General features: G+C 71.2%; 23 protein-coding genes. 4 read left to right on the top strand and 19 right to left on the bottom strand.

Translation table 11 applies throughout. From position 1 onward, the window contains the following. The first annotated feature begins 8 nt into the window (after positions 1–8). From FHT19_RS16900 to FHT19_RS16890, 3 genes are read left to right on the top strand one after another with little or no spacing between them, the layout of a single operon-like run. Positions 9–584 carry a DUF1285 domain-containing protein gene (locus tag FHT19_RS16900; RefSeq protein ID WP_169476013.1) on the top strand — a complete coding sequence of 192 codons (576 nt, stop codon included), beginning with the start codon at positions 9–11 and terminating at the stop codon, positions 582–584. Next, a complete protein-coding gene (locus FHT19_RS16895) occupies positions 581–1,192 on the top strand; it encodes a CoA pyrophosphatase (protein ID WP_169476012.1) in 612 nt (203 codons plus the stop codon). Before FHT19_RS16900 ends, FHT19_RS16895 begins: the two co-directional genes overlap by 4 nt. Further along, on the top strand, positions 1,189–2,373 hold the full coding sequence (locus tag FHT19_RS16890) for a CCA tRNA nucleotidyltransferase (protein ID WP_169476011.1): 1,185 nt from the start codon (positions 1,189–1,191) through the stop codon (positions 2,371–2,373). Before FHT19_RS16895 ends, FHT19_RS16890 begins: the two co-directional genes overlap by 4 nt. A 19-nt stretch (positions 2,374–2,392) precedes the next feature. On the opposite strand, the gene cobU is transcribed toward FHT19_RS16890, so the two are convergent. Genes cobU through cbiE form a run of 14 tightly spaced genes read right to left on the bottom strand, consistent with a single transcriptional unit; the run spans position 2,393 to position 14,013 of the window. Continuing rightward, positions 2,393–2,911, bottom strand: a complete 519-nt coding sequence (gene cobU / locus FHT19_RS16885; RefSeq protein WP_169476010.1) for a bifunctional adenosylcobinamide kinase/adenosylcobinamide-phosphate guanylyltransferase — start codon at positions 2,909–2,911, stop codon at positions 2,393–2,395. After that, positions 2,904–4,361, bottom strand: a complete 1,458-nt coding sequence (locus tag FHT19_RS16880) for a cobyric acid synthase (RefSeq protein ID WP_169476184.1) — start codon at positions 4,359–4,361, stop codon at positions 2,904–2,906. Before FHT19_RS16880 ends, cobU begins: the two co-directional genes overlap by 8 nt. A gap of 2 nt (positions 4,362–4,363) precedes the next feature. Beyond that, positions 4,364–5,305: an adenosylcobinamide-phosphate synthase CbiB gene (gene cbiB / locus FHT19_RS16875; RefSeq protein WP_169476009.1), complete on the bottom strand. Its 942-nt coding sequence runs from the start codon at positions 5,303–5,305 to the stop codon at positions 4,364–4,366. Further along, positions 5,298–6,284, bottom strand: a complete 987-nt coding sequence (locus FHT19_RS16870; protein WP_248290541.1) for an aminotransferase class I/II-fold pyridoxal phosphate-dependent enzyme — start codon at positions 6,282–6,284, stop codon at positions 5,298–5,300. The genes cbiB and FHT19_RS16870 overlap by 8 nt, the downstream gene beginning before the upstream one ends. After that, the gene (gene cobS, locus FHT19_RS16865; RefSeq protein ID WP_169476007.1) at positions 6,281–7,003 is read right to left on the bottom strand and encodes an adenosylcobinamide-GDP ribazoletransferase; all 723 of its coding nucleotides are present in this window, start codon (positions 7,001–7,003) and stop codon (positions 6,281–6,283) included. Before cobS ends, FHT19_RS16870 begins: the two co-directional genes overlap by 4 nt. Next, positions 7,000–7,569 carry a histidine phosphatase family protein gene (locus FHT19_RS16860; protein ID WP_169476006.1) on the bottom strand — a complete coding sequence of 190 codons (570 nt, stop codon included), beginning with the start codon at positions 7,567–7,569 and terminating at the stop codon, positions 7,000–7,002. Before FHT19_RS16860 ends, cobS begins: the two co-directional genes overlap by 4 nt. Then, a complete protein-coding gene (cobT, locus tag FHT19_RS16855) occupies positions 7,566–8,582 on the bottom strand; it encodes a nicotinate-nucleotide--dimethylbenzimidazole phosphoribosyltransferase (protein WP_169476005.1) in 1,017 nt (338 codons plus the stop codon). Before cobT ends, FHT19_RS16860 begins: the two co-directional genes overlap by 4 nt. Next, on the bottom strand, positions 8,579–8,986 hold the full coding sequence (locus FHT19_RS16850; protein ID WP_169476004.1) for a DUF1636 domain-containing protein: 408 nt from the start codon (positions 8,984–8,986) through the stop codon (positions 8,579–8,581). The genes cobT and FHT19_RS16850 overlap by 4 nt, the downstream gene beginning before the upstream one ends. A gap of 23 nt (positions 8,987–9,009) precedes the next feature. Continuing rightward, a complete protein-coding gene (gene cobO, locus FHT19_RS16845) occupies positions 9,010–9,618 on the bottom strand; it encodes a cob(I)yrinic acid a,c-diamide adenosyltransferase (protein ID WP_169476003.1) in 609 nt (202 codons plus the stop codon). Beyond that, positions 9,605–10,372: a precorrin-6A synthase (deacetylating) gene (cobF, locus tag FHT19_RS16840; protein ID WP_169476002.1), complete on the bottom strand. Its 768-nt coding sequence runs from the start codon at positions 10,370–10,372 to the stop codon at positions 9,605–9,607. The genes cobO and cobF overlap by 14 nt, the downstream gene beginning before the upstream one ends. Continuing rightward, complete coding sequence (locus tag FHT19_RS16835; RefSeq protein ID WP_169476001.1) at positions 10,369–11,679, bottom strand: cobyrinate a,c-diamide synthase; 1,311 nt, start codon at positions 11,677–11,679, stop codon at positions 10,369–10,371. The genes cobF and FHT19_RS16835 overlap by 4 nt, the downstream gene beginning before the upstream one ends. Further along, complete coding sequence (gene cobM / locus FHT19_RS16830) at positions 11,676–12,440, bottom strand: precorrin-4 C(11)-methyltransferase (RefSeq protein ID WP_169476000.1); 765 nt, start codon at positions 12,438–12,440, stop codon at positions 11,676–11,678. Before cobM ends, FHT19_RS16835 begins: the two co-directional genes overlap by 4 nt. Beyond that, a complete protein-coding gene (locus FHT19_RS16825) occupies positions 12,437–12,814 on the bottom strand; it encodes a cobalamin biosynthesis protein (RefSeq protein WP_169475999.1) in 378 nt (125 codons plus the stop codon). Before FHT19_RS16825 ends, cobM begins: the two co-directional genes overlap by 4 nt. After that, complete coding sequence (cbiE, locus tag FHT19_RS16820; protein ID WP_169475998.1) at positions 12,811–14,013, bottom strand: precorrin-6y C5,15-methyltransferase (decarboxylating) subunit CbiE; 1,203 nt, start codon at positions 14,011–14,013, stop codon at positions 12,811–12,813. Before cbiE ends, FHT19_RS16825 begins: the two co-directional genes overlap by 4 nt. Here cbiE and FHT19_RS16815 point away from each other — a divergent pair. Beyond that, entirely contained in the window at positions 14,012–14,773 is a 762-nt protein-coding gene (locus FHT19_RS16815; RefSeq protein WP_169475997.1) for a cobalt-precorrin-6A reductase, read from the top strand. The genes cbiE and FHT19_RS16815 overlap by 2 nt on opposite strands. On the opposite strand, the gene cobJ is transcribed toward FHT19_RS16815, so the two are convergent. The 5 genes from cobJ to cobN are packed head-to-tail and all read right to left on the bottom strand — an operon-like array spanning position 14,737 to position 21,247. Beyond that, on the bottom strand, positions 14,737–15,498 hold the full coding sequence (gene cobJ / locus FHT19_RS16810) for a precorrin-3B C(17)-methyltransferase (protein WP_169475996.1): 762 nt from the start codon (positions 15,496–15,498) through the stop codon (positions 14,737–14,739). The genes FHT19_RS16815 and cobJ overlap by 37 nt on opposite strands. Then, positions 15,495–16,238, bottom strand: a complete 744-nt coding sequence (gene cobI / locus FHT19_RS16805) for a precorrin-2 C(20)-methyltransferase (protein ID WP_211184993.1) — start codon at positions 16,236–16,238, stop codon at positions 15,495–15,497. The genes cobJ and cobI overlap by 4 nt, the downstream gene beginning before the upstream one ends. After that, on the bottom strand, positions 16,235–16,864 hold the full coding sequence (locus tag FHT19_RS16800) for a precorrin-8X methylmutase (RefSeq protein WP_169475995.1): 630 nt from the start codon (positions 16,862–16,864) through the stop codon (positions 16,235–16,237). The genes cobI and FHT19_RS16800 overlap by 4 nt, the downstream gene beginning before the upstream one ends. Continuing rightward, positions 16,848–17,990 carry a cobalamin biosynthesis protein CobG gene (locus tag FHT19_RS16795; protein WP_169475994.1) on the bottom strand — a complete coding sequence of 381 codons (1,143 nt, stop codon included), beginning with the start codon at positions 17,988–17,990 and terminating at the stop codon, positions 16,848–16,850. Before FHT19_RS16795 ends, FHT19_RS16800 begins: the two co-directional genes overlap by 17 nt. After that, entirely contained in the window at positions 17,987–21,247 is a 3,261-nt protein-coding gene (cobN, locus tag FHT19_RS16790; RefSeq protein ID WP_169475993.1) for a cobaltochelatase subunit CobN, read from the bottom strand. Before cobN ends, FHT19_RS16795 begins: the two co-directional genes overlap by 4 nt. Positions 21,248–21,255: the final 8 nt, after the last annotated feature.

The following is a 21,255-nucleotide window of genomic DNA, read 5'->3' as shown; positions in this document are numbered from 1 at the left end:
TGCGAGGCGTGCCCTACGATCCTCCCCCCGAGCTGGCCGGTCTTTCGCTGAGCGAAATCGCCGCGCTGGCGCAAAGCCGCCGCCTGCCCCCGCTGGACCAGTGGAGCCCCGCCCACAGCGGGGAAAGCCACATGCGCATCCAGGCCGATGGCACCTGGCTGCACGAAGGCAGCCCGATCACCCGCCCGGCCATGGTCCGCGCCTTTGCCACGCTGCTGATGCGCGACGCGGACGCACAGCACTGGCTGGTTACCCCGCACGAGCGCCTGGCCATTGCCGTGGACGATGCCGCGCTGATCGCCATCGACATGGAAGTGCGGCACGATCCCGCCACTGGCGAAGCGGTGCTGGCCTTCCGCCTCAACACCGACGATATCGTGCTGTGCGGGCCCGAGCACCCCTTGCGCGTGGCCGGCACGCCCGATGTGCCCGCATTCTACCTGGCGGTGCGCCACGGCGTGGAAGCGCGCCTCAACCGCAGCACTTATGGCCAATTGGTGGCCCATGCCCTTGATGTGTCCCCGCCCGAAGCGCTTGGGGTTTCCAGCCGGGGGGCCCACTTTGCCCTGGTGCCGCCGGCGTGACGGCTTCGCTGTTCGACCGCCTGCGCGCCTTGCACCGCGCCGGGCATGAAGGGCCCACTCCCGATCTGATTGCCGATTGGCGCGTGCTGCCGCCGGGCGGCTTGCGCGCGGCGGCCGTGCTGATCGCCGTGACCGACCGCGCCGATCATCCCGATGGCCCCGGCGTGCTGCTGATCCACCGCCCCAGCCACATGCGTGCCCATCCCGGCCAAGCGGCGTTTCCGGGCGGCAAGATCGAACCGGGCGAAACACCGGTCGAAGCTGCGCTGCGCGAGGCGAACGAGGAACTCGGCATCGATCCGGCCGACGTGCGCGTCATCGGGCCGACCGATCGCTATCGCACCGGCACCGGGTATGACATTACGCCCGTTCTGGCCGTGGTGCCCGAAGGCCTGGCGCTCCAGCCCAATCCGGCCGAAGTGGCCGGCTGGTTCGAACCGCCACTGGCCTTGCTGATGGACCGGCGCCGCCACGGCTGGGTAGAGGCGGAATGGAACGGCCAGCGCGGCCGCACGATCGAGCTGATCTGGCAGGGCCACCGCATCTGGGGCGTGACCGCCGCAATCATCGCCAACCTCGCCAAACGCCTGGAATGGCCCGCCGCATGACCACAACCCTGCCCGCCGCCCCCTGGACCGCCCGCCAAGACCTGGCCGCGCTGGTGGCCGCGCTCGATCCCGACGGGGCAGGCACCTGCCGCTATGTCGGCGGCGCGGTGCGCGACACATTGCTGGGCATCGATGTGAAAGACATCGACATGGCCACGCCGCACCGGCCGGAAGAAACCCAGGCCCTGCTCAAGGCCGCCGGCATCCGCCAGGTGCCCACCGGCCTTGCCCATGGCACGATCACCGCCGTGCTGCCCGGCGGCCCGGTGGAAATCACCACCCTGCGGCGGGATGTGTCCACCGACGGGCGCCACGCCACCGTGGCGTTTTCGCAGGAATGGCACGAAGACGCCGCGCGGCGCGATTTCACCATCAACGCGCTCTATGCCGATCCGCGCACCCTGGAAATCAGCGACTATTTCGGCGGGGAGGCAGACCTTTCCACCCGCACCGTGCGCTTCATCGGCGATGCGCAGCAGCGCATCCGCGAGGATTACCTGCGCATCCTGCGCTATTTCCGCTTCCAGGCGCGCTTCGGCTCACTGCCCGCCGATGCTGAGGCAGAAGCTGCCTGCGCCGCGCTGGCGCCGGGGATGAAAGGCCTCTCGCGCGAGCGGATTGCCAGCGAACTGCTGGGCCTGCTCGCCCTGCCCGATCCCGCGCCCACCGTCACGCGCATGGCGCAGCTGGGCGTGCTGGGGCAAGTCTTGCCAGAGGCGAACCCGGACGCGCTGCCGGCGCTGATCGCGGCCGAAGCGCGCGAGGGGCTGGCCCCCGATGCGCTGCGTCGCATGGCCGCGCTGCTGCCGGCCGATCCGCCGCTGGCCGACCAAGTCGCCGCCCGGCTGCGCCTGTCGGCCGCCCAGCGCAAGCGCCTCGCCAGCGCCGCCGCGCGCACCATGCTCGATGGTGCGCGCCCGGCCCGCGCGCTGGCCTATGAACTGGGCATGGCAGAAGCCATCGACCGCCTCGCCCTCGCCGGCCGCGACACCGCAGACCTGGCGGACTGGACTGTCCCGCGCCTGCCGCTCAAGGGCGGGCAGATCGTGGCGCGCGGCGTTGGCGCCGGGCCAGACGTCGCCCGCACCTTGCGCGCCGTGGAAGCCCGCTGGGTCGCCGAAGGCTTCCCGGACGAAGCCCGCGTGATGCAACTGCTGGACGAAGAACTGGTAAATCGCTGACCTGAGACTCCCCCTCCTCTCAAGCGGAGGGAGCTTTAAGGGTTAGCGGCAGCCCCGCACAGACCAGCACAGCCTCGTCGCAGCAGGCCGCCATGCGCTGGTTGGCCCAGCCGGCCTCGTCGCGAAAGCGCCGCGCCAGGGCATTGTCGGGCACGATGCCCTGGCCCACTTCGTTGCTCACCAGGATCACCAGCCCCGCCGCCCCGGCCACCGCGCGCTCTAGCGCGTCGAGCGCCCCGGCCATGTCCCGCTCGGCCAGCATCAGGTTGCTGAGCCACAGCGTCAGGCAATCGACCAGCAGCACCCGGCCCGGCGCCGCTTCCCGCGCAATCGCTTCGGCCAAATCGAGCGGCGCTTCCACCGTCTGCCAGCGCCCATCCCGCTCCGCCTGGTGCTGCGTGATCCGCGCCGTCATTTCCGCGTCGAATGCCTGCGCCGTGGCGAGATAGACCGGTGCCAGCCCGCTCGCTTCGGCGCGCATCTGGGCATGGCGGCTCTTGCCCGATCGCGCCCCGCCGATCACGAACAAGCTAGGCATCGTGCGCCGCCAGGGCCAACAATCCGTCGATATCCATATGCCGCTCCAATTCCTGCGCGATCACGTCCAGCGCGGCATCCACCACGGCATCGTGATCCGCCCCGTCAGACGGCGCGCCCAGCCAGGCCAGCAGCGCGCCGCGCAGGCCCGGCCCACCCAGCGCGCCATGGACATAGCTGCCGATCACCTGCCCCGCCGCATCCATCGCCCCATCGGTGCGCATGCCGTCCAGCAGGGCAAAGGGCCGCGCGCAATCGGGGCCTTGCGTTTCGCCCATGTGCATCTCGAACCCGGTGAACGCCTGCCCCATTGCCTGCCCCTGCACCCGGCGCAGCGCCTTGTCGGGGGTCAACACCGTCGTCACATCAAGCAGGCCCAGCCCGGCCACTTCGCCCGGCGGCCCTTCAATGCCCAGCGGATCGGCAATCGTCAGGCCCAGCATCTGGTATCCGCCGCAAATGCCCAGGATGCGCCCTCCACGCCGGTGGTGGGCCAGAATATCGATATCCCAGCCTTGGGCGCGCAGGGCGGCCATGTCGGCCAGCGTGGCTTTCGATCCGGGCAGCACGATCAGCGCGCAATCGGCGGGGATCGGCCAGCCGGGCGGCACCATCACCAGCTCCACCCCGCTTTCGCCTTTCAGCGGATCGAGATCGTCGAAATTGGCAATGCGCGGCAGGATCGGGCAGGCAATGCGCAAGGCGCCGGGGCGCGGCGCGGCGTGGCGTTCCAGCACGACCGCGTCTTCGCTGGGCAGCCGCGCGCTGGCCGCCAGCCAGGGCACCACGCCAAACCCGCGCCAGCCCGAAAGCGCTTCGATCTGGCGATAGCCATCCTCGAACAGCGCCACATCGCCCCGGAACTTGTTGATGATAAAGCCCTTGATCATGGCGGCGTCTTCCGCATCGAGCACCGCGCGGGTGCCCACCAGCGCGGCGATCACCCCGCCCCGGTCGATATCGCCCACCAGGACCACCGGCACCCCGGCGGCGCGGGCAAAGCCCATGTTGGCAATGTCCCCGGCGCGCAGGTTGATTTCGGCGGGCGAACCCGCCCCCTCCACCAGCACGAGATCGGCCCGCGCGCGCAGGCGCTGCCAGCTGGCCAGAACTTCGGGCAGCAGCGCCGCCCGGCCCATGCGGAAATTGCCGCTGCCCAGCGTGCCACGCACTTTGCCGTGGACCACCAGTTGCGAGGTGTGATCGGCCTGGGGCTTGAGCAGCACGGGGTTCATGTCGGTGTGCAATTCCACGCGGCAGGCCAGCGCCTGCAACGCCTGCGCCCGGCCGATCTCGCCGCCATCGGCGGTGACGGCAGCGTTGTTGGACATGTTCTGCGGCTTGAACGGCAAGACCCGCAGGCCCCGGTTCGCCGCCGCGCGGCACAGCCCCGCCACCAGCACCGATTTGCCCACGTCAGACCCGGTGCCCTGCACCATCAACGCACCCATCATCATCCTTTCCATGCCCACAGCGCGGCCGCCCCGGCCATCAGCAACACACAGGCCCGGCGATAGAGCGTCAGCGCGCGCTGCACATCCCCCGCATCGGCCTCGGCGCCCCCCCCGCCAATCCACGCCTTGTCGTGCACCACGCCGTCATAGGCCACTGGCCCGGCCAGCCGCAGGCCCAGGGCGCCGGCCATCGCCGCCTCGGTCCATCCCGCATTGGGCGAGGCATGGCGGCCATGATCGCGCCACAGCACCGCCCAGCCACCTCCACCCGCCAGGCACAGCAGCACGGCCCCCAGCCGCGCCGGCACCAGGTTCATCCCATCGTCCAGCCGCGCCGCCGCCCAGCCAAACGGACCCCACGGCGCCTCGCGATGGCCGATCAGGCTGTCGGCAGTGTTGATCGCCTTGTACGCCCAGAGGCCCGGCAACCCACCCACGACCAGCCAGAACAGCGGCGCGGCCACGCCGTCGCAAAAGCTCTCGGCCAGGCTCTCGATCGCGGCGCGTGCCACGCCGGCGGAATCGAGCGTGGCGGTATCGCGCCCCACGATCATCCCCACCGCGCGCCGCGCGGCAGGCAGATCGCCACGCGCCAGCGCGCGCTGCACCGGGCGCAGATGATCGTGCAGGCTGCGCAAAGCCAGCCCCGGCCAGGCAAGCAAGGCCACCGCCGCCCAGGCCCATGGCCCCAACAGCCAGCCGGCCAGTGCCTGCAACAGCCAGCCGCCGCCAATCGCCAGCACAAGCAGCACCAGCACGGTGAGCGTGCCCATGGCTCGCCGCCGTGCCGCGCTCCAGTGTTGCCGGTTCCAACCCCGTGCGCACCAGCCGATCACGCGGGCAAAGCCGCCCACCGGATGGCCCAGGCGCGCATAGAGCGGCGCGGGCCAGCCGATGGCCGCGTCCACCAACAACGCCGCCAGCACCATGGGTTCAGCCATGATCGGGCTCGATACATTCGGGCAGGGCCTCCACCAGTCGCGCCACCGCCACTGCATCGCCGGGCAGGCCCAGCCGCAGCCAATCAGGTCGCGCAGCAAAGGGCCGCGTCAGGATATGTTGCCGGGCAAGGCGATCGAACAGGGCCGCCCCATCCACGCCGCGCACCAGGCGGAACAACGGGCACATGCCGCCGGGCGCATAGCCTTTGGCCGCCAGCGCCGCATCGAGCGCGGCGGCCTGCGCGGCCAAATCGACCCGCGCCTGCGCAATCCAGCCCGCGTCGCGATAGGCCGCCGTGCCGATGGCCAGCCCCGCCGCACTCACCGGCCAGGCCCCCAGCCGCGACCGCACCTGTTCGAGCAGCAGACGCGGCCCCAGCACAAAGCCCAGCCGCACGCCCGCTAGCCCAAAGAACTTGCCGAACGAGCGAAACACCACCAGCCGCCGCGTCTCGCCCACGTCACCGGCCAGGCTCTCACCAGGATGCGTGTCGGCAAAGGCCTCATCCAGCAAAAGCCAGCCCTTGCGCCCGCGCCGCTCCAGCAGATCGCGCAAGACCGCGCGGGGTAGCAAACGGCCATCCGGATTGGCGGGATTGGCCATGACCAGATGCCCGCCATCGGCTGCCGCCAGATCATCGACCGCCACGCAATCGCGCAGCATGGCGGCATGGGTGCGATAACCATGCGCGGCATGGAAGCCCGCCTCACCGATCAGATCACCCACCAGCCGCAGCCCGATCTCGGTGCCCGGCACGGCGCAGACATGATCGGCCGCGCAGCCGAAATGCCCTGCCGCCGCCCGCTCCAGCGCGTGCAGCGCCGCTTCATCGGGCAGCGCCTGCCAATCCACCGGCACTTGCGCGGCGTGGGGCCAGGGGCGCGGGTTGATCCCGGTGGAGAGGTCCAGCCAATCGCCATCGCCATAGCGCCCCCGCGCCGTGGCCAGCCCGCCGCCGTGCCAGGTGAACCGGTTCAGTTCCACAGCCGCGCCTCGACACAGAGCGCCAACAATAGAACGACTTCGTTCCATTCGATTCCGGCGCCATGGCCATCGCCCGAAATTCCGCCGATCCGCGTGGCCAGCCACCGGCCCCACAGCGCGATGGCTGGCACCGCCACCAGCAGCGCAGGGTGCCACCAGGCCGCCAGCACGAGCGCCCCGGCCCACAGCGCCAGATCGCGCCGCCGCACCGCCCCGGCAAAACGCGCGCCCAGCCCGGCGTGGAGCGGCACCAGCCAGCGCGCCCAGGCCAGCGGCCCGATGCGCGCCGCGAACGGCACCAGCACCACGGCGGCCAGCCCATGCTGCACCACCACGGCGTGCAGCAAAACCAGTTTGGCCATAAGCTGCGTGACCACCGCGACCACGCCAAAGCTGCCCACATGGGGATCGGCCAGCACGGCCATCAGCCGCGCGCGGTCCTTGTGCGCTGCGCCGCTGGCATCGGCCATGTCGGCCATACCATCGAGATGCAGCGCCCCGGTGATCCACACCCAGGCGACCACGCCGGCCAGCGCGCCGGTCCACGCATCGATCCACGCCCCCGCCCAGGCGGCGCCGGCCACAGCAGTGCCCACGATCAGGCCCACGGCGGGAAACCAGCGCATGCAGGCGGCAAAGTCCGCCTCATCCGCCATGACCGGCGGCAGCGGCAGGCGGGTGAGGAATTGCGTTGCCAGGATCAGCCGCTTCATGCCGCCAGCCCCACGATCTGCGCCACGCGCGGCTTGACGGGCCATACCTTCAGGCTGAGCAGCCCGGCATAGGGCAAGTCAAACGCCCAGGCCTGTTCCGGCGAGAAGCCGCACAACGCCGCCAGCGCCGCGCGCATCGCCCCGCCATGCGTTACCACCAGGGTATCGACCGGAGCCAGCGCGGCCAGCGCGTCGGCCACGCGCACGCGCAGGGCTGACCAAGGCTCGCCACCGGGCGGGGCGTGGGCATCGGGATCGCGGTAGAACGCCGCCAATGCCGCCGGTTCGATCTGCGCCGGGGCCATGCCGTCCCACGCGCCGAAATCCAGCTCGCGCCAGCGCGGATCGGCCTTTGCCACCAGGCCCAGCGGCGCGGCGATGGCCTGGGCCGCTGCCCGGCAGCGTTGGAGGTCTGACGTGATCACCTTTGCGACGCGCAGGCCCTGCGCACGGGAGACGCAAGCGGCCAGTCCTTCAGCCGTGGCGGCCATGTCACGATGCCCCAGCAACAGCCCCGCCTGTTCGGGCGCGCCATGGCGCAGCAGATGCAGCAGGAACGCGGTCACAGCCCGGCGGCCACCCCGGCTTCGTCGAACGTGGCCATCTGCGCATGGGCAGCCAGCGCGGCGCGGATCACGCCCACCGCCACGGCCGCGCCGCTGCCCTCGCCCAGCCGCATGTTCAGGCTGAGCAGCGGATCGAGGCCCAGCCGCGCCAGCAGACGCACATGGCCCGGTTCCGCCGAACAGTGCCCGGCCAGGCAGTGATCGACGATCCCCGGCGCCGAAACCGCCAGCGGCGCCACCGCCGCGCAAGTGATGAACCCATCGAGCACCACCGGAATGCGCAAGGCCCGCGCGCGCAGCACGGCGCCGGCCATGGCGGCAATTTCCCGCCCGCCCAGGCGGCGCAGGGTTTCAAATGCCTGGTTCGGCGCATCGGCATGCCGGGCCAGCGCGCTTTCGATCACCATGGCCTTGCGCGCCACGCCACGTGCATCCAGCCCAGTGCCCGGCCCGGCCCAATCCGCCGCACTGCCACCGAAACTGCGCGTGCAGAGCGCGGCGGCGGCGGTGGTGTTGCCAATGCCCATTTCGCCCAGCGTCAACAGATCGAGATCGGGCGTCACCACCTCCGCCCCGGCGTTGAGCGCGGCCAGGCATTCCGCTTCGCTCATCGCCGGGCCAGCCGTGAAATCGGCGGTGGGGCGATCGAGATCGAGCGCCACCACGCGCAAGTCCATCCCGGCCGCCCCGGCCAGCGCGTTGATCGCGGCGCCCCCGGCGGCAAAGTTGGCCACCATCGCGGCCGTCACGCTGACCGGAAAGGCGCTGACGCCGTGCACGGCAAAGCCGTGGTTGCCAGCAAAGATCGCGGTGCGCCCCTGGCCGATGGCGGGCCTCTCGCGCCCTTGCCACCCGGCCATGAACACGGCGATTTCTTCCAGCCGGCCCAATGATCCACGTGGCTTGGTCAAGACCGCCTGCCGCGCACGCGCAGCAGCAATGGCACCAGCATCAGGGGCCGAGAGATCGGCCAGCGCCGCAGCAAAGGCGGCGGGAGAGGCAAACACGCTCATACCGCAACAAACCCGGCGGGCGGGGTGCGGGTGATGAAATGGCCTTTCACGCCTTGCGGCCATTCCTTGAACGGCACGCGGCCATGCTCGCTTTGCGCATAGGCGGCCGCATAATCGAGAATGGCGGTGGCGGCCGCTTCATCGGGCGCGAACCGGCCCAGCACATAACCCACTTTGCCCGGCGCACGCAGGTGCACGGTGCAATGGTCCTTGCAGGCAAACAGGCAGGGCATTTCCTGCAAGGCGATGCCGGCATAGCGCGCATCGCCCTGCTGCACCGCGCGCAGCGCCTCCAGCAGGCGCGCGCCGCCGCGCTGGCCATTGTCATCTTCGCGCACGTCGGCGCTCAATCGGCAAGTGTTGCAGGCCACAATGGCCGGGCCATCGTCAACGGGTGTGAGCATGGGGGTATCCTTCAACGGGGGGATCAGAATTCGATGCCTGCTTGCGCTTTCACGCCAGAGCGGAAGGGGTGCTTCACCTGGGCCATTTCGGTGACGAGATCGGCCGCCTCCACCAGCGCATCGGGCGCGTTGCGGCCGGTGACGATCACGTGCTTCATCGCCGGGCGCGCGGCGAGCACGGCCAGCACTTCGTCGAGCGGCAGGTAATCGTAGCGCAGCACGATGTTCAGCTCGTCTGCCAGCACCATGGCATAGGCCGGATCGGCGATCATGCGCGCCACTTCCTCCCACGCGGCGCGAGCGGCCGCCACGTCGCGCGCGCGGTCTTGCGTATTCCAGGTGAAGCCTTCGCCCATGGCCTTGAAATCGACGTGATCGGGAAAGACATCGAACACGCGCCTTTCCCCGGTGGTCATCGCGCCTTTGACGAACTGCACCACGCCCACCCGCATGCCGTGGCCCACCGCGCGCAGCACCATGCCCATGGCGGCGCTGGTCTTGCCCTTGCCCTTGCCGGTGTGCACGATCAGCAGGCCCTGTTCGCGGGTCTTTGTGGCCATGATCTTGCCTTGCGCGGCCTGCTTCTTGCGCATCTTTTCGGTGTGGCGCGCCTCGTGATCAGCAGCTTGCATCGCCCTTGTCCTTTTTCAGCAGATAGATGTCCATGATCCAGCCGTGCTGCGCGCGCAGCGCGGCACGGCGGGCCAGAATGTGCGGGGCGGCCTGGGCCAGGGGGCCATGCTCCAGCGCCTGTTGCGCCATGCCCAGATAGGCGCCCCACCAGATGGCAATGCCCGCCGGATCGAGCGCCCGAAACGCGCCACCGGCATCGAGCATGACCACCACATGCAGCGCCCCCGGCGGCCAGCCATGCGCGCGCAGCAGGCGGCCGGTGGTGATGGTCACCGGCCCGGCCAGGGGGTTGAGCGGAATGGCATGGGCGGCGGTGAGCGCCTGCACGCTGGTGATGCCCGGCACCACGTGGATCGACAGCGGCAAGCCTTGGCCCGCCAAATGTGCGGCAATGCGCAAGCTGCTGTCATAAAGCGCGGGATCGCCCCAAACGAGCAAGGCCGCCCGCCCACCTTGTGGCAGGGCCTGCGCCAGGGCGGCCTGCCACACCCCGGCAATTGCGTGGTGCCAGGCGTTCACCGCGCCGGCATAATCGCCCGCGCCATCGCGCACCGGCATGGCAAATTCCACCTGTGGCACCGCGCGGGTGAGCACCGCCGCGCAGATCGTGCGCCGCACGTCGATCAACCCGGCCTTGTCCGCGCCTTTATCGGGCAGCAGGATCACATCGGCCGCATTCATCGCCTGCACGGCAGCCAGCGTCAGGTGATCGGGATTGCCCGTGCCGATGCCGATCAGATCGAGGTGGATCATGCCTGCCCCGCGATCATGTGGAAGAACGTGCCGGTCACGCGGCCCCGCCGCGATCCGCCTTCGGCCACGGCAGCGCCGGTGGCATCGGCCACATTGGCCAGCGCCTCGTCCGGCTGGGCCAGGATGCTGCAATAGTGGAATTCGTGCCCGCGCAAGGCCGTGCCCGCCGCCATCGCCCCCACCGGCGCCAGCAGCCGCGCCGCGCGATAGCCCAGGTGCAGGCGCCGCGCGGCATGGCTGGTTTCCAGGCCGAGCAACCCGGCCATGGCGTGGCGCGTGCCGGCCTTGTCCACCAGCCCCTGCCCCAGCACCATGTATCCGCCGCATTCGCCATGGACGGGCCGCGTCTGCGCATGATGGCGCAGGCCGGCTAGGAAGTTTCCTGCGGCCGCGATGCGCCCTGCGTGCAGTTCGGGGTATCCGCCCGGCAGCCACACCATGTCTGCATCGGGCGCGGGCGCTTCATCGGCCAAGGGAGAGAACGGGAGGATCTGCGCGCCCGCCGCCTGCCAGGCATGCAGCAGGTGCGGATAGAGGAACGAAAACGCGGCATCGCGCGCCACGGCCAGGCGCTGCGCCGGCGGCGGTGGCAGCTGGGCCGCCGATGGCTGGACCGCCTGCCCTGACGCCGCCGCGATCAGCGCGGCAAGGTCCACATGATCGCGCACGAACGCCGCCAGCTTGTCCAGCGCGCTGTCGAGATCGGCGTGTTCCTGCGCCTGCACCAGGCCCAGGTGCCGTTCCGGCAACGCAAGGTCTGCGCGGCGCGGCAGGGCGCCCAGCACCGGCAGGCCCACTTGCGCCATACCGGCGCGCAGCAGGCTTTCATGGCGCGGGCTGGCCACTTTGTTGAAAATCACCCCCGCCACGCGCAAGGCCGGATCGAAGCGGGCAAAGCCCAGCGCCGTCGCCGCCGCCGATTGCGCCTGGCCCGAGGCATCGAGCACCAGGATCACCGGCCAGCCCATACGCCGCGCCACATCGGCACTGGCACCGTTGCCGGTGGCGCCCGGCTGCGCAACGCCATCGAACAGGCCCATCGATGCTTCGGCCAGGGCCAAGTCTGCCCCCTGCGCCTGGCCCGCCAGCGCATCGATCAGGCCGGGCGCCATGGCCCAGCTATCGAGGTTGAACGACGCACGGCCGGCAGCGGCGCGGTGAAACGCCGGGTCGATATAGTCAGGCCCGTTCTTGAACGGCTGCACCACCAGCCCCTGCTGCACCAGCGCGCGCAGCAGGCCCAGCGTGAGCGTGGTCTTGCCCGCGCCCGAACTGGGCGCCGCGATCATCAGGCCCGGCACGCTCATGCCTCTGCCTGCTGCGGGCGGAAGCGCCGCTCGTAATCGGGGGCATAGAGGCTGCTGGGCGCAAAATCGCTGGCGTCCAGCACGCGGCCCACCAGGATCAGTGCGATGCGCTCCATGCTGCTGGCCACCGCCGCTTCCACGCTGGCCAGCGTGGCGCGCACCACGCGCTGATCGGGCCAGCTCGCGCGCCAGACCACCGCCACCGGGCAATCGGCGCCATATTCGGGCAGCAGATCGGCCACCACTTGCCCAAGATTGTGGATCGAGAGGTGAATGGCCAGCGTGGCCCCGGTCTGGGCGAAGGCCGCCAGGTTTTCACGCGGCGGCATGGCACTGGCGCGGCCGGGCGTGCGGGTAAGCACGAGCGACTGGCCCAACGCGGGCAGCGTCAGTTCCGCTTCCAGCGCGGCAGCGGCGGCGGCAAAGGCCGGCACGCCGGGGGTGATGGTGAAGGGAATGCGCAAGGCCCGCAGCGCACGCAACTGCTCCCCCATGGCCGACCACACCGAAAGATCGCCCGAATGCAGCCGCGCCACATCGTGCCCGGCGGCATGGGCGGCGGCGATTTCGGCCATGATCTGGTCAAGCGAAAGCGGCGCGGTGTTGATGATGTGCGCGCCGGGCGGGCAATGATCGAGCACGGCCGCCGGCACCAGCGAGCCGGCGTAGAGACAGACCGGGCAGGTCGCGATGCGATCCCGCCCGCGCAAGGTGAGCAGATCGGGCGCGCCGGGGCCGGCGCCGATGAAATGGACGGTCATCGTTCTGTGCTTTCGGCAAGGGCGCAAGTGGCCAGGCGATCGGGCGAAATATGGCGCGCGCTCAGCAGGCGGGCATGGGGGCCAGCACCGGCCAGCGCCGCCGCTTCGGCAAGGCTGCCGATGCCGCGCGCGTGCAGGCTGGCGGGCGATTGCGTGGGCGTGGCGCAATGGGCCAGCTCTTCGGGCGCGATCGGCAGCAGCGGCAGGCCGAGCGCCTGGGCGAGCGGGGCCAGCGCGGCGGCCTTGTCTGCCGCCGTGGCCAGATGGGTGACGGGCGGATGCCCCTGTTGCGCCAGGGCCAGGGCGGCGCGCAATGCGGCGGGCGTGGCAGCGCCGCGAAAGCCGAAGCCGGCAACAATCGCATGGCCGATCATCGCACCGCGCTCCACTGCACCAGCGGATAGCGCGCTTTCCACCCGCGCCGACTGCCCAGCGCGGTGGCATCGGCCAGTTCGATGCGCAGCAGGCTGCCACCGGCCTGCGCGTGCCACTGCGCCAGCAATGCTTCGGATTCCAGCGTGACGGCGTTGGCCACCACACGCGTGCCCTTGGGCAGGCACGCCCACAGCGCATCGAGCAGCGCCGGGTTCAGCCCGCCACCGATGAACACGGCATCGGGCGGCCGCCCATCGGGCAGGCAGGCCGGCGCGCGGCCGGTGATCACCTGCAGGCGGTCCACCCCCAGCGCCGTGGCATTGGCGCGCGCGCGGTCGGCACGCAAGGGATCGGCCTCCACCGCCACCGCCCGGTTGGCCGGGTGGGCCAGCAGCCATTCGATGCCGATGGAGCCGGAACCCGCGCCGATGTCCCACAACAGCTCCCCCGCGCGCGGGGCCAAGGCGGCCAGCGTCAATGCGCGCACCGGGGCCTTGGTGATCTGGCCATCGGCGGCAAACAGGGCATCGGGGCGGCCGGCGGTGACCGGCATGGCCAGCCCGTCTCCCGCCACGGCCAGGCCCACCGCCACGGGATGGGCCACGTCTGCCAGGGCAAAGCCATCGGCGCGCACCTGCCGCACCCGTTCGCGCGGGCCGCCCAGCGCCTCCAGCACACGAAGCTGGGTTTCGCCAAACCCGGTGGCGACGAGATAGGCAGCCAGATCGGCCACGGCGGCGCCATCGCGCAGCAGCACAAGCGCGCGGGCGCCGGGCGCCAGATACGGGCGCAGGCGCGAGAGGGGCGCGGCGTGCAGGCCCAGGCACGCGCAATCCTGCAAGGCCCAGCCCAGCCGCGCCGCCGCCAGGGCAAACGTACCGGGCGCGGGATGGGCCACCCATTCGTGGGGCAAGAGATGCGCGGCCACACTGCTGCCTGCGCCGAACCAGAACGGATCCCCTGATGCCAGCATGGCCACACGCCGCCCGCGCAAGGCCAGAAGCCGTTCGATTCCGTCGGCAAATGGCACTGGCCATTCGATGACCCGCGCCGTAAGCGGGCCAGCCAGGGCGAGATGGCGCGGCGGGCCGATCACCACGTCTGCCCCGGCCAAGGCCGCGCGGGCGGCGGCGGAAAGGCCATCGCGGCCATCCTCGCCCATGCCGATGATGCTCAACCAGGGAGCCGGTTCAGACATGCCAGAGATCCTGATTCTGGGCGGCACGACCGAGGCGAGCGCGCTGGCGCAGCTGCTGGCCGCGCGGGGTCTGGCCGCCACGCTCAGCTATGCCGGGCGCACCCAGGCCCCGCGTGCGCAGCCGGTGCCGGTGCGCATCGGCGGGTTTGGCGGGGTGGAGGGGCTGGCCACCTATCTGCGCGAACACGGCGTGACGCATCTGGTGGACGCGACCCATCCCTTTGCCGCGCAGATGAGCGCCCATGCCGTGGCGGCCGCGCAGGCCGCTGGCGTGCCGCTGATCGCCCTCACCCGCCCGGCCTGGCAGACGCAGCCGGGCGACGCCTGGACCCGCGTGGCCGATGTGGCCGGCGCGGTGGATGCCCTGGCCGGGCCGGCGCGGCGCGTGCTGCTGGCGCTGGGGCGGATGCATGTGGCAGCCTTTGCCGCGCAGGGGCAGCACCACTATGTGCTGCGCTTTGTCGACACGCCCGATGCGCCGCCGCCCCTGCCCGATCACGCGCTGGTGGTCGATCGCGGGCCCTTCACCGTGGAGGGCGATATGGCCCTGCTGCAATGCCATGCCATAGACCTGATAGTGTGCAAGAACGCGGGCGGCAGCGGCGCGCAGGCCAAGCTGATCGCCGCGCGCGCGCTGGGCCTGCCGGTGATCATGATCGACCGGCCAGACCTGCCCCCGCGCCACGAGGTGCACGATCCGCAAGCGGTGCTGGACTGGATCGCTCATGCCGCGGCCCCATCAAGGCTGCGCGGGGTGTAAAGCACCGGGCCAGTGGCGCGGGCGATCATGCGCGTCTGGCTCGATCCCACGATCACCACGGTGCGCATGTCGGCCATGTCCGGCTGCGCCTGCGCCAACGTGACGATGCGCAAGTGTTCCTCGGGCGTGGAGACGGCGCGGGCGAACAGGACCAGGCGCGCCGGGCCGCAGCATTCGCGCAGCACGGCCAGCGCGCGGGCGAACCCCTCTGGCCGCGCGCGCGAGCGGGGATTGTAGAACGCCATGGCGAAATCCGCCTCTGCCGCCAGACGCAGCCGCCGCTCGATCACCGCCCAGGGCTTGAGATTGTCGGACAGGTTGATCGCGCAGAAATCATGGCCCAGCGGCGCCCCGGCACGCGCGGCAGCGGCGAGCATGGCGGTGATGCCCGGCAGCACGCTGACCGGCACATCGGCCCAGCGCCGGGCATTTTCTTCCAGCACTTCATAGACGGCGGCGGCCATGGCGAACACGCCCGGATCGCCCGAGGAAACCACCACCACCTGCCGGCCCTGCGCCGCCAGATCGAGCGCATGGGCAGCGCGTTCGCGCTCCACCCGGTTGTCCGAAGGGTGCAGCGTGAGGCCGGGGCGCGGCGCCACGCGGGCGACATAGGGGATATAGCCGATCACGTCGGTTGCAGCATCGAGCGCGGCGCGCACTTGCGGGGTGACCATGGCCTCGTCGCCCGGACCGAGGCCGACGATGGCGAGCGTACCGGTCATGGCCGGCGCCCCTGGCCGTGGATCAGCAGAATGGAGAAATAGGGCGTGACTTCGCTCGCCTCCATCAGTGGCGTCACCCGCTGGGCGGGCATGGCGGCATATTCCACCAGCCAGGCCGCGCCCTCGCGCCCGGCAGCGGCCACGGCGCGGCGCAGCTTGGGCAGGTTGCGGCCGATCTTCATCACCACCAGCGCATCGGTATCGCGGATGCGGCGGGTGAGTTCGTCTTCGGGCAGCGTGGCCATGGCCACGGTCAACACATCGTCACCCCAGGTGATCGGCAGGCCGGTGGCGTTCCAGGCGCCGGCCATGCCGGTGATGCCGGGCACCACCTGCACCGGTACCTGGCCCATGAGGCGGCTGTGCAGGTGCATGAAAGAGCCGTAGAAAAAGGGATCGCCCTCGCAAAGCACGACCACGTCTTCCCCGGCCCGGGCCAGTGCGGCCAGGCGCGTGGTACACTGGGCATAGAAAGCGGCAAGGCAGGCGTTGTAGCGCGGATCGCTGACCGGGATTTCGGTGGTGACGGGATATTCCATCGGGATTTCCACCGCATCGGCGCGCAGCAGATCGGCGGCGATGCGCCGCGCATGCCCCGGCCGCCCGGCCTTGCGGAAATAGGCGATGTGGCGGGTGGTGCGCACCAGCCGGTCTGCCCGCACGCTGAGCAGATCGGGCGCGCCGGGGCCAAGGCCGACACCGTGGATCGTGCCGGCAATAGCGTTGGGAGCCGCGCTCATTCCGCGTCGCTCGCCAGGGCGTTGATCGCCGCCACGGTGATCGCGCTGCCACCCAAGCGCCCGTCCACCACGCAGCAGGGCACGCCCTGCCACTCCCACAACGCAGCCTTGGATTCAGCCGCGCCGACAAAGCCCACCGGGCAACCGATGATCGCCGCCGGGCCCGGGCAGGACGGATCTTCCAGCATGTTGAGCAAGTGGAACAGCGCGGTGGGCGCGTTGCCGATGGCCACCACGCTGCCCGCCAGATGCGGCCGCCACAATTCCAGCGCAGCGGCGGAGCGGGTGTTGCCCATGGCCCGCGCCAGCGCGGGCACGGCGGGATCGTGCAGCGTGCAGACCACGGCGTTGCCGGCCGGCAAGCGCGTGCGGGTGATCCCTTCGGACACCATGCGTGCATCGCACAGGATCGGCGCCCCGGCGCGCAGCGCGGCGCGCGCGGCATCGACAAAGCCAGCCGAAAAGCGGATGTGCGGGGCCAGGTCCACCATGCCGGCAGCGTGGATCATGCGCACCGCCACCGGTTCTTCGCGCGGGGCAAAGCGGGCCAGATCGGCCTCTGCCCGGATCGTGGCGAAGGACTGGCGATAGATGGCCGCGCCATCGGTTTCATAGCTGTGCGGCATCGGTCAGCCTTTCGAAATGGGCGAGCAGGTCTTGCGCGCAAAGCGGTTCGCCGGTGGCGGCACCCGCCGTGGCATCACGCGCCAGATCGAACCGGCCATCGGCGCGGCCGGTCAGGACATGGGCGGCAGGGCGGCTGGACGCGCAGCCCTTGGCGCAGCCGGAAACGTGGAGTGTGCCGCGCACCAGCGGCGCCAACGCCAGGGCAAGATCGCGCGTGGGCGCATGGGCCTGCGGGCAACTGGGCGCGCCGGGGCAGGCCTCCACCTGCAAGACCGGATCGGCAGGATCGGCGATCAGGCGGGGGACCGTCCCAGCGCCGGCACCCTCCACCACCATGACGCGCCACGGGGTCAGGCGTAGGGCCTGCGCACCGGGCACATCGAGCGCAGCGACAAGCGCGGCGGCATCCACCCGGCCGAACGGCGCGCCATGGGCCATGCCCAGCGCACCGGGACCGGGGCGCAGCGGCGCAGCGGACGCCGCCGGGGCTTCCTGCCCCGTGGCCCAGGCGGGCAGCGGCGCGATGTAACGAGCCATGCGCCCTGCCAAGCCGCTGTTTGCAAACCAGCGGGCCAGCGCGATCAGGCCCTCGGCTTCCCGGCCCGGCACCAGTGCCACGCCCGTGGCGCGACCGGCGGCGCGCAGGATCAGGCCACCGCCCGCGCCCCGCTCCACCCGGAAATCGCCCGGTTCGCCCAGCAGCATGGGCGCGGCGCCCGCGTCGATCACGAAACCCACCTTGCCCGGCAGCACTGGCAGTTCGGGCAGGCGCGCCAGCAATTCCGTCGCCACGCGCGCGGTATCGTCGCCCATGATCCAATCGGGGGCGACCAGCACGTTGGCGCGGCGCTCCGCCACCGGATCGGCGTCTACCAGTCCCAAGGCCAGCAACTCGTGCAGCGCGGCCTGCCAGCCGGCTTCGTCCAGCCCGCGCAGTTGCAGGTTGGCGCGGCGCGACAGGTCGATCAGGCCATTGCCATGGCGCGTGGCCAGCCTGGCCAGCGCCAAAGCATGTTCTCGCGAAAGCCGGGCCAGGCGCGGCTTTACGCGCAGCAACAGGCCATCGCCCGCCGCCATCGGGCGCCAGGCATCGGGACACCAGCCGGCGATGCGAAAGCCGCTCATGCCAAAAGCTCTGCCAGGATGGCGTTGCGCCGCGTGCGCCAAAGGCCCGCCGCATGGAGTGCGGCAAAGCGCTGCTGCATCGCCGCCAGCGCGCCGGGATTGTCGCGTTCCAGAAACGCGCGCACTTCGGGCGTGCCCAGCGTGGCCTGGTAATAGAGGTCGATCAGGTGCGCGGGCACACTGCCGGGCGCCAGATGGGCAAAGGCGCCCAGGTGATCGAGCGTGGCGGCCAGTTCTGCCCCGCCGCGAAAGCCGTGGCGCATCATGCCAGCAATCCACCCCGGCTGCGCCGCGCGGGCGCGCACCACGCGGGCAACCTCTTCGTTCAGGGTGCGCGCCACGGGCCGGGCGGGATCGCGATGATCGAGATGATAGAGCGCCGCCTGGCCGCCGGCCACGCCTTGCGCAGCGGCAAAGCCGGCCTCGTGCGCGGCATAGTCCATGCTCAGCAACAGGTCGGTTTCGGGCAAGTCCTGCGCATGGACAACGGCATCGGCCGCCGCCACGCGGGCGCGCAGGCCGGCGGCATCCTCTTTCGCTGCATCGAGCGCGTGGGAGGAGGCAGCCAGCCAGGCTTCGCCAGCGGCACGGCGGCTGGCCGCGTCATAGGTTTCGGCCGCTTCACCCAGCCCCAGGCCATAGCGGCCCGGCGCCGGGCCATAGACGCGCGGCGCGGGTGCCTGGCCGGCGAAAGGGTTCCACTCAGGCGGCTCATCGCGCCCGCACAGCGCCTGCACCGCCTGGCCAAACAGCACGGGCAGCATGGGAAAGGCATCGCGAAACAGGCCCGAAACCCGCAGTGTCACGTCCAGGCGCGGATGGTCGAGCGTGGCCAAGGCCAAGATTTCCACACCGGTCACCCGCTCGCTGGTGCCGTCCCAGATCGGCGCCGCGCCCAGCAGGTGCAGCGCCATGGCAAAGTCTTCGCCACCCGTGCGCATCGTGGCCGATCCCCACAGGTTCACCACCAGCGCGCGCGGATAATCGCCGTGGTCCTGCAAATGGCGGCGCACCAGTTCCTGCGCCATGGCCACCCCCTGCGCATGGGCGGCGCGGGTGGGCAGGCTGCGCGGATCGACGGCATAGAGATTGCGCCCGGTGGGCAAGACATCGGCCCGCCCGCGCCAGGGCGAACCCGCCGGCCCGGCCGCCACGCGCCGCCCGGCCAGGGTGGCCAGCAGGCCAGCGCGCTCTGCCCCGCCCTGGCTGCCGCGCCCGAAGACGTGGAGGCCGTCGCCATATTGGCTGTCTTTCACGTCGCACACGAAGCGGTCGATCCGGGCGATGGCTTCGGCCGGGCTGGCATCGGGGCCGAGGCCCAGTTCGGTTTCCAGGCCCAGGCCTTGCGCCTCTGCCCGGATCGCGCCGATCAGCCGATCCCGCCGCGAGGGATCGAGGCCCACGGCCCCGGAAAATTCATCGAGCAGCGCCTCCACCCGCGCCAGGCCCGCGCCGCTTGCCACCCGCACCGGTGGGGGCGGCATGTGGCCCAGCGTGACCGCGCCGATGCGCCGCCGCGCCTGCGCCGCTTCGCCCGGATCGTTGACGATGAACGGATAGATCACCGGCAGATCGCCGATCAGCGCCTGGGGCCAGCATTCGTCGCCCAGCGCCACCGCCTTGCCCGGCAGCCATTCCAGCGTGCCATGCGCGCCCATGTGCACCAGCGCGTCCACGCCCTGTGCACGCAACCAGAGATAGAACGCCACATAGCCATGGCGCGGGCAGCGGGTGAGATCGTGATAGCCCTCGTCTCGTCCGGCCATGTCGCCGCGTTCGGGTTGCAGCGCGATCAAGGCATGGCCGGCGCGCAAGGCGGCAAAGTGGAATGCGCCGTCGCGCACCGCTGGGTCCGCCTCTGGAGCGCCCCAGCTTTGCGCCAGGTCTTGCTGCAAGGCGGGCGCCAGCTCTGCCAGCGCGGCACGATAGGCGGCCAGCGGCCAGGCCAGGGTTTCACCCGCCAGCCGCGCCGCCAGATCGCCCACTGGCGCCATGGCATAGCCGGCACCGGCCAGATCATCGAGAACGGCGGCTGTAGAGGCCAGCGCATCGAGGCCCACCGCGTGGGCCATGGCATGGGCCTTGCCCGGATAGGTGGAGAGCACCAGGCCAACCTGGCGCTCTGCCGCCGGGCGCTGCGCCAGCGCGATCCACGCCGCCACGCGCCCGGCAATGGCGGCAATGCGCGCGGCATCGGGCACATGGACCTGGCGGGCAAAGCCCAGCGCGGCGTCCTGCGCCACGGCCTGCTTGAAACTGGCCACCCCGGCAAACACGCGCCCGTCGATTTCGGGCAAGACGACATGCATGGCCAGGTCTGCCGGCGCCAGGCCGCGCGCGGAGGCGGCCCAGCCCTCACGCGTGCCGGTGGCCAGCGCCACCTGGAACACCGGGGCGCCGGTCTGGTCGAGCGGGCTATGCCCAGCCTCGTCCCGCGCGGAAAAGGCCGTGGCGTTGACGATGGCGGCGGGCCTGAGCCGGTCCAGCGCGGCTTCGACCAAGGCGCGCGATTGCGGCTCTTTCAACGACGTGACGTAAAGCCCCAGGGCATCGATGCCCCGCGCCGCCAGGGCCGCGATCAGCGCGGCGATCGGCGCGCAATCCTGCGCCGCCAGGGTGGAGCGGTAGAACACCACCAGTGCCAGCGGCTGGGCCGGATCGGCCTGCCAGGCCAGCGGATGGCAAAGGCCGTCCTGCGGGTGCCAGCCGCCGGCCATGGGCAGCGGCGGTTCCGCGATCGCAGCAGAGGCGCCAAGGCCCAGCCCGGCTTCGCGCGCCAGCAGGGCGAGCGCGGCAGCCATGCCTTGCGCGCCGCCCGCGTCGCACTGCCGCGCCAGTTCGCGCAAAGGTGCCTCGCCCAGCGTGGACGCGGCATCGAGCTGAGCATCGGCGCGCCCGTCTGCCGGCAAGACCGCCAACGCGATGCCGCGTTCGCGCGCCAGCTGTGCCACCTGGGCCAAGCCATAGCGCCACCACGCCACCCCGCCGATCAGCCGGATGAGAATGCCGCGCGCGCCGGCCAGCGTGCGCTCCACATAAGTATCGACCGAAAGCGGATGTTCCAGCGCGGCCAGATTGGCCAGGCGCAGCGTGGGAAACGCCGGATCGCGCGCGCGCGCCAGGTGCCAGGCGGCGGCACAGGCAGCCAGGTCGCTGTCGGAGAAAGACAGCACGACCAGGTCTGCCGGGGCCTGCCCCAGGTCTTGCGGCACGGCGGTTTCTTCCAGGCCGTGGCTTTCGCGAAAGAGGACGTGCACCGCCCCTG

This window comes from Novosphingobium sp. SG919 (genome assembly GCF_012932495.1).
GTDB lineage: Bacteria > Pseudomonadota > Alphaproteobacteria > Sphingomonadales > Sphingomonadaceae > Novosphingobium > Novosphingobium rhizosphaerae.
Note: the sequence above shows the minus strand (reverse complement) of the source record. Positions and strands in the feature narration are given on the sequence as shown.

Coding starts and splice junctions, on each gene's coding strand:
- FHT19_RS16890 (WP_169476011.1), top strand. CDS start 1,189: ATGACCACAACCCTGCCCGCCGCCCCCTGGACCGCCCGCCAAGACCTG.
- cobU (WP_169476010.1), bottom strand. CDS start 2,911: ATGCCTAGCTTGTTCGTGATCGGCGGGGCGCGATCGGGCAAGAGCCGC.
- FHT19_RS16880 (WP_169476184.1), bottom strand. CDS start 4,361: ATGGGTGCGTTGATGGTGCAGGGCACCGGGTCTGACGTGGGCAAATCG.
- cbiB (WP_169476009.1), bottom strand. CDS start 5,305: ATGGCTGAACCCATGGTGCTGGCGGCGTTGTTGGTGGACGCGGCCATC.
- cobS (WP_169476007.1), bottom strand. CDS start 7,003: ATGAAGCGGCTGATCCTGGCAACGCAATTCCTCACCCGCCTGCCGCTG.
- cobT (WP_169476005.1), bottom strand. CDS start 8,582: ATGAGCGTGTTTGCCTCTCCCGCCGCCTTTGCTGCGGCGCTGGCCGAT.
- FHT19_RS16850 (WP_169476004.1), bottom strand. CDS start 8,986: ATGCTCACACCCGTTGACGATGGCCCGGCCATTGTGGCCTGCAACACT.
- cobO (WP_169476003.1), bottom strand. CDS start 9,618: ATGCAAGCTGCTGATCACGAGGCGCGCCACACCGAAAAGATGCGCAAG.
- cobF (WP_169476002.1), bottom strand. CDS start 10,372: ATGATCCACCTCGATCTGATCGGCATCGGCACGGGCAATCCCGATCAC.
- FHT19_RS16835 (WP_169476001.1), bottom strand. CDS start 11,679: ATGAGCGTGCCGGGCCTGATGATCGCGGCGCCCAGTTCGGGCGCGGGC.
- cobM (WP_169476000.1), bottom strand. CDS start 12,440: ATGACCGTCCATTTCATCGGCGCCGGCCCCGGCGCGCCCGATCTGCTC.
- FHT19_RS16825 (WP_169475999.1), bottom strand. CDS start 12,814: ATGATCGGCCATGCGATTGTTGCCGGCTTCGGCTTTCGCGGCGCTGCC.
- FHT19_RS16815 (WP_169475997.1), top strand. CDS start 14,012: ATGCCAGAGATCCTGATTCTGGGCGGCACGACCGAGGCGAGCGCGCTG.
- cbiE (WP_169475998.1), bottom strand. CDS start 14,013: ATGTCTGAACCGGCTCCCTGGTTGAGCATCATCGGCATGGGCGAGGAT.
- cobJ (WP_169475996.1), bottom strand. CDS start 15,498: ATGACCGGTACGCTCGCCATCGTCGGCCTCGGTCCGGGCGACGAGGCC.
- cobI (WP_211184993.1), bottom strand. CDS start 16,238: ATGAGCGCGGCTCCCAACGCTATTGCCGGCACGATCCACGGTGTCGGC.
- FHT19_RS16800 (WP_169475995.1), bottom strand. CDS start 16,864: ATGCCGCACAGCTATGAAACCGATGGCGCGGCCATCTATCGCCAGTCC.
- FHT19_RS16795 (WP_169475994.1), bottom strand. CDS start 17,990: ATGAGCGGCTTTCGCATCGCCGGCTGGTGTCCCGATGCCTGGCGCCCG.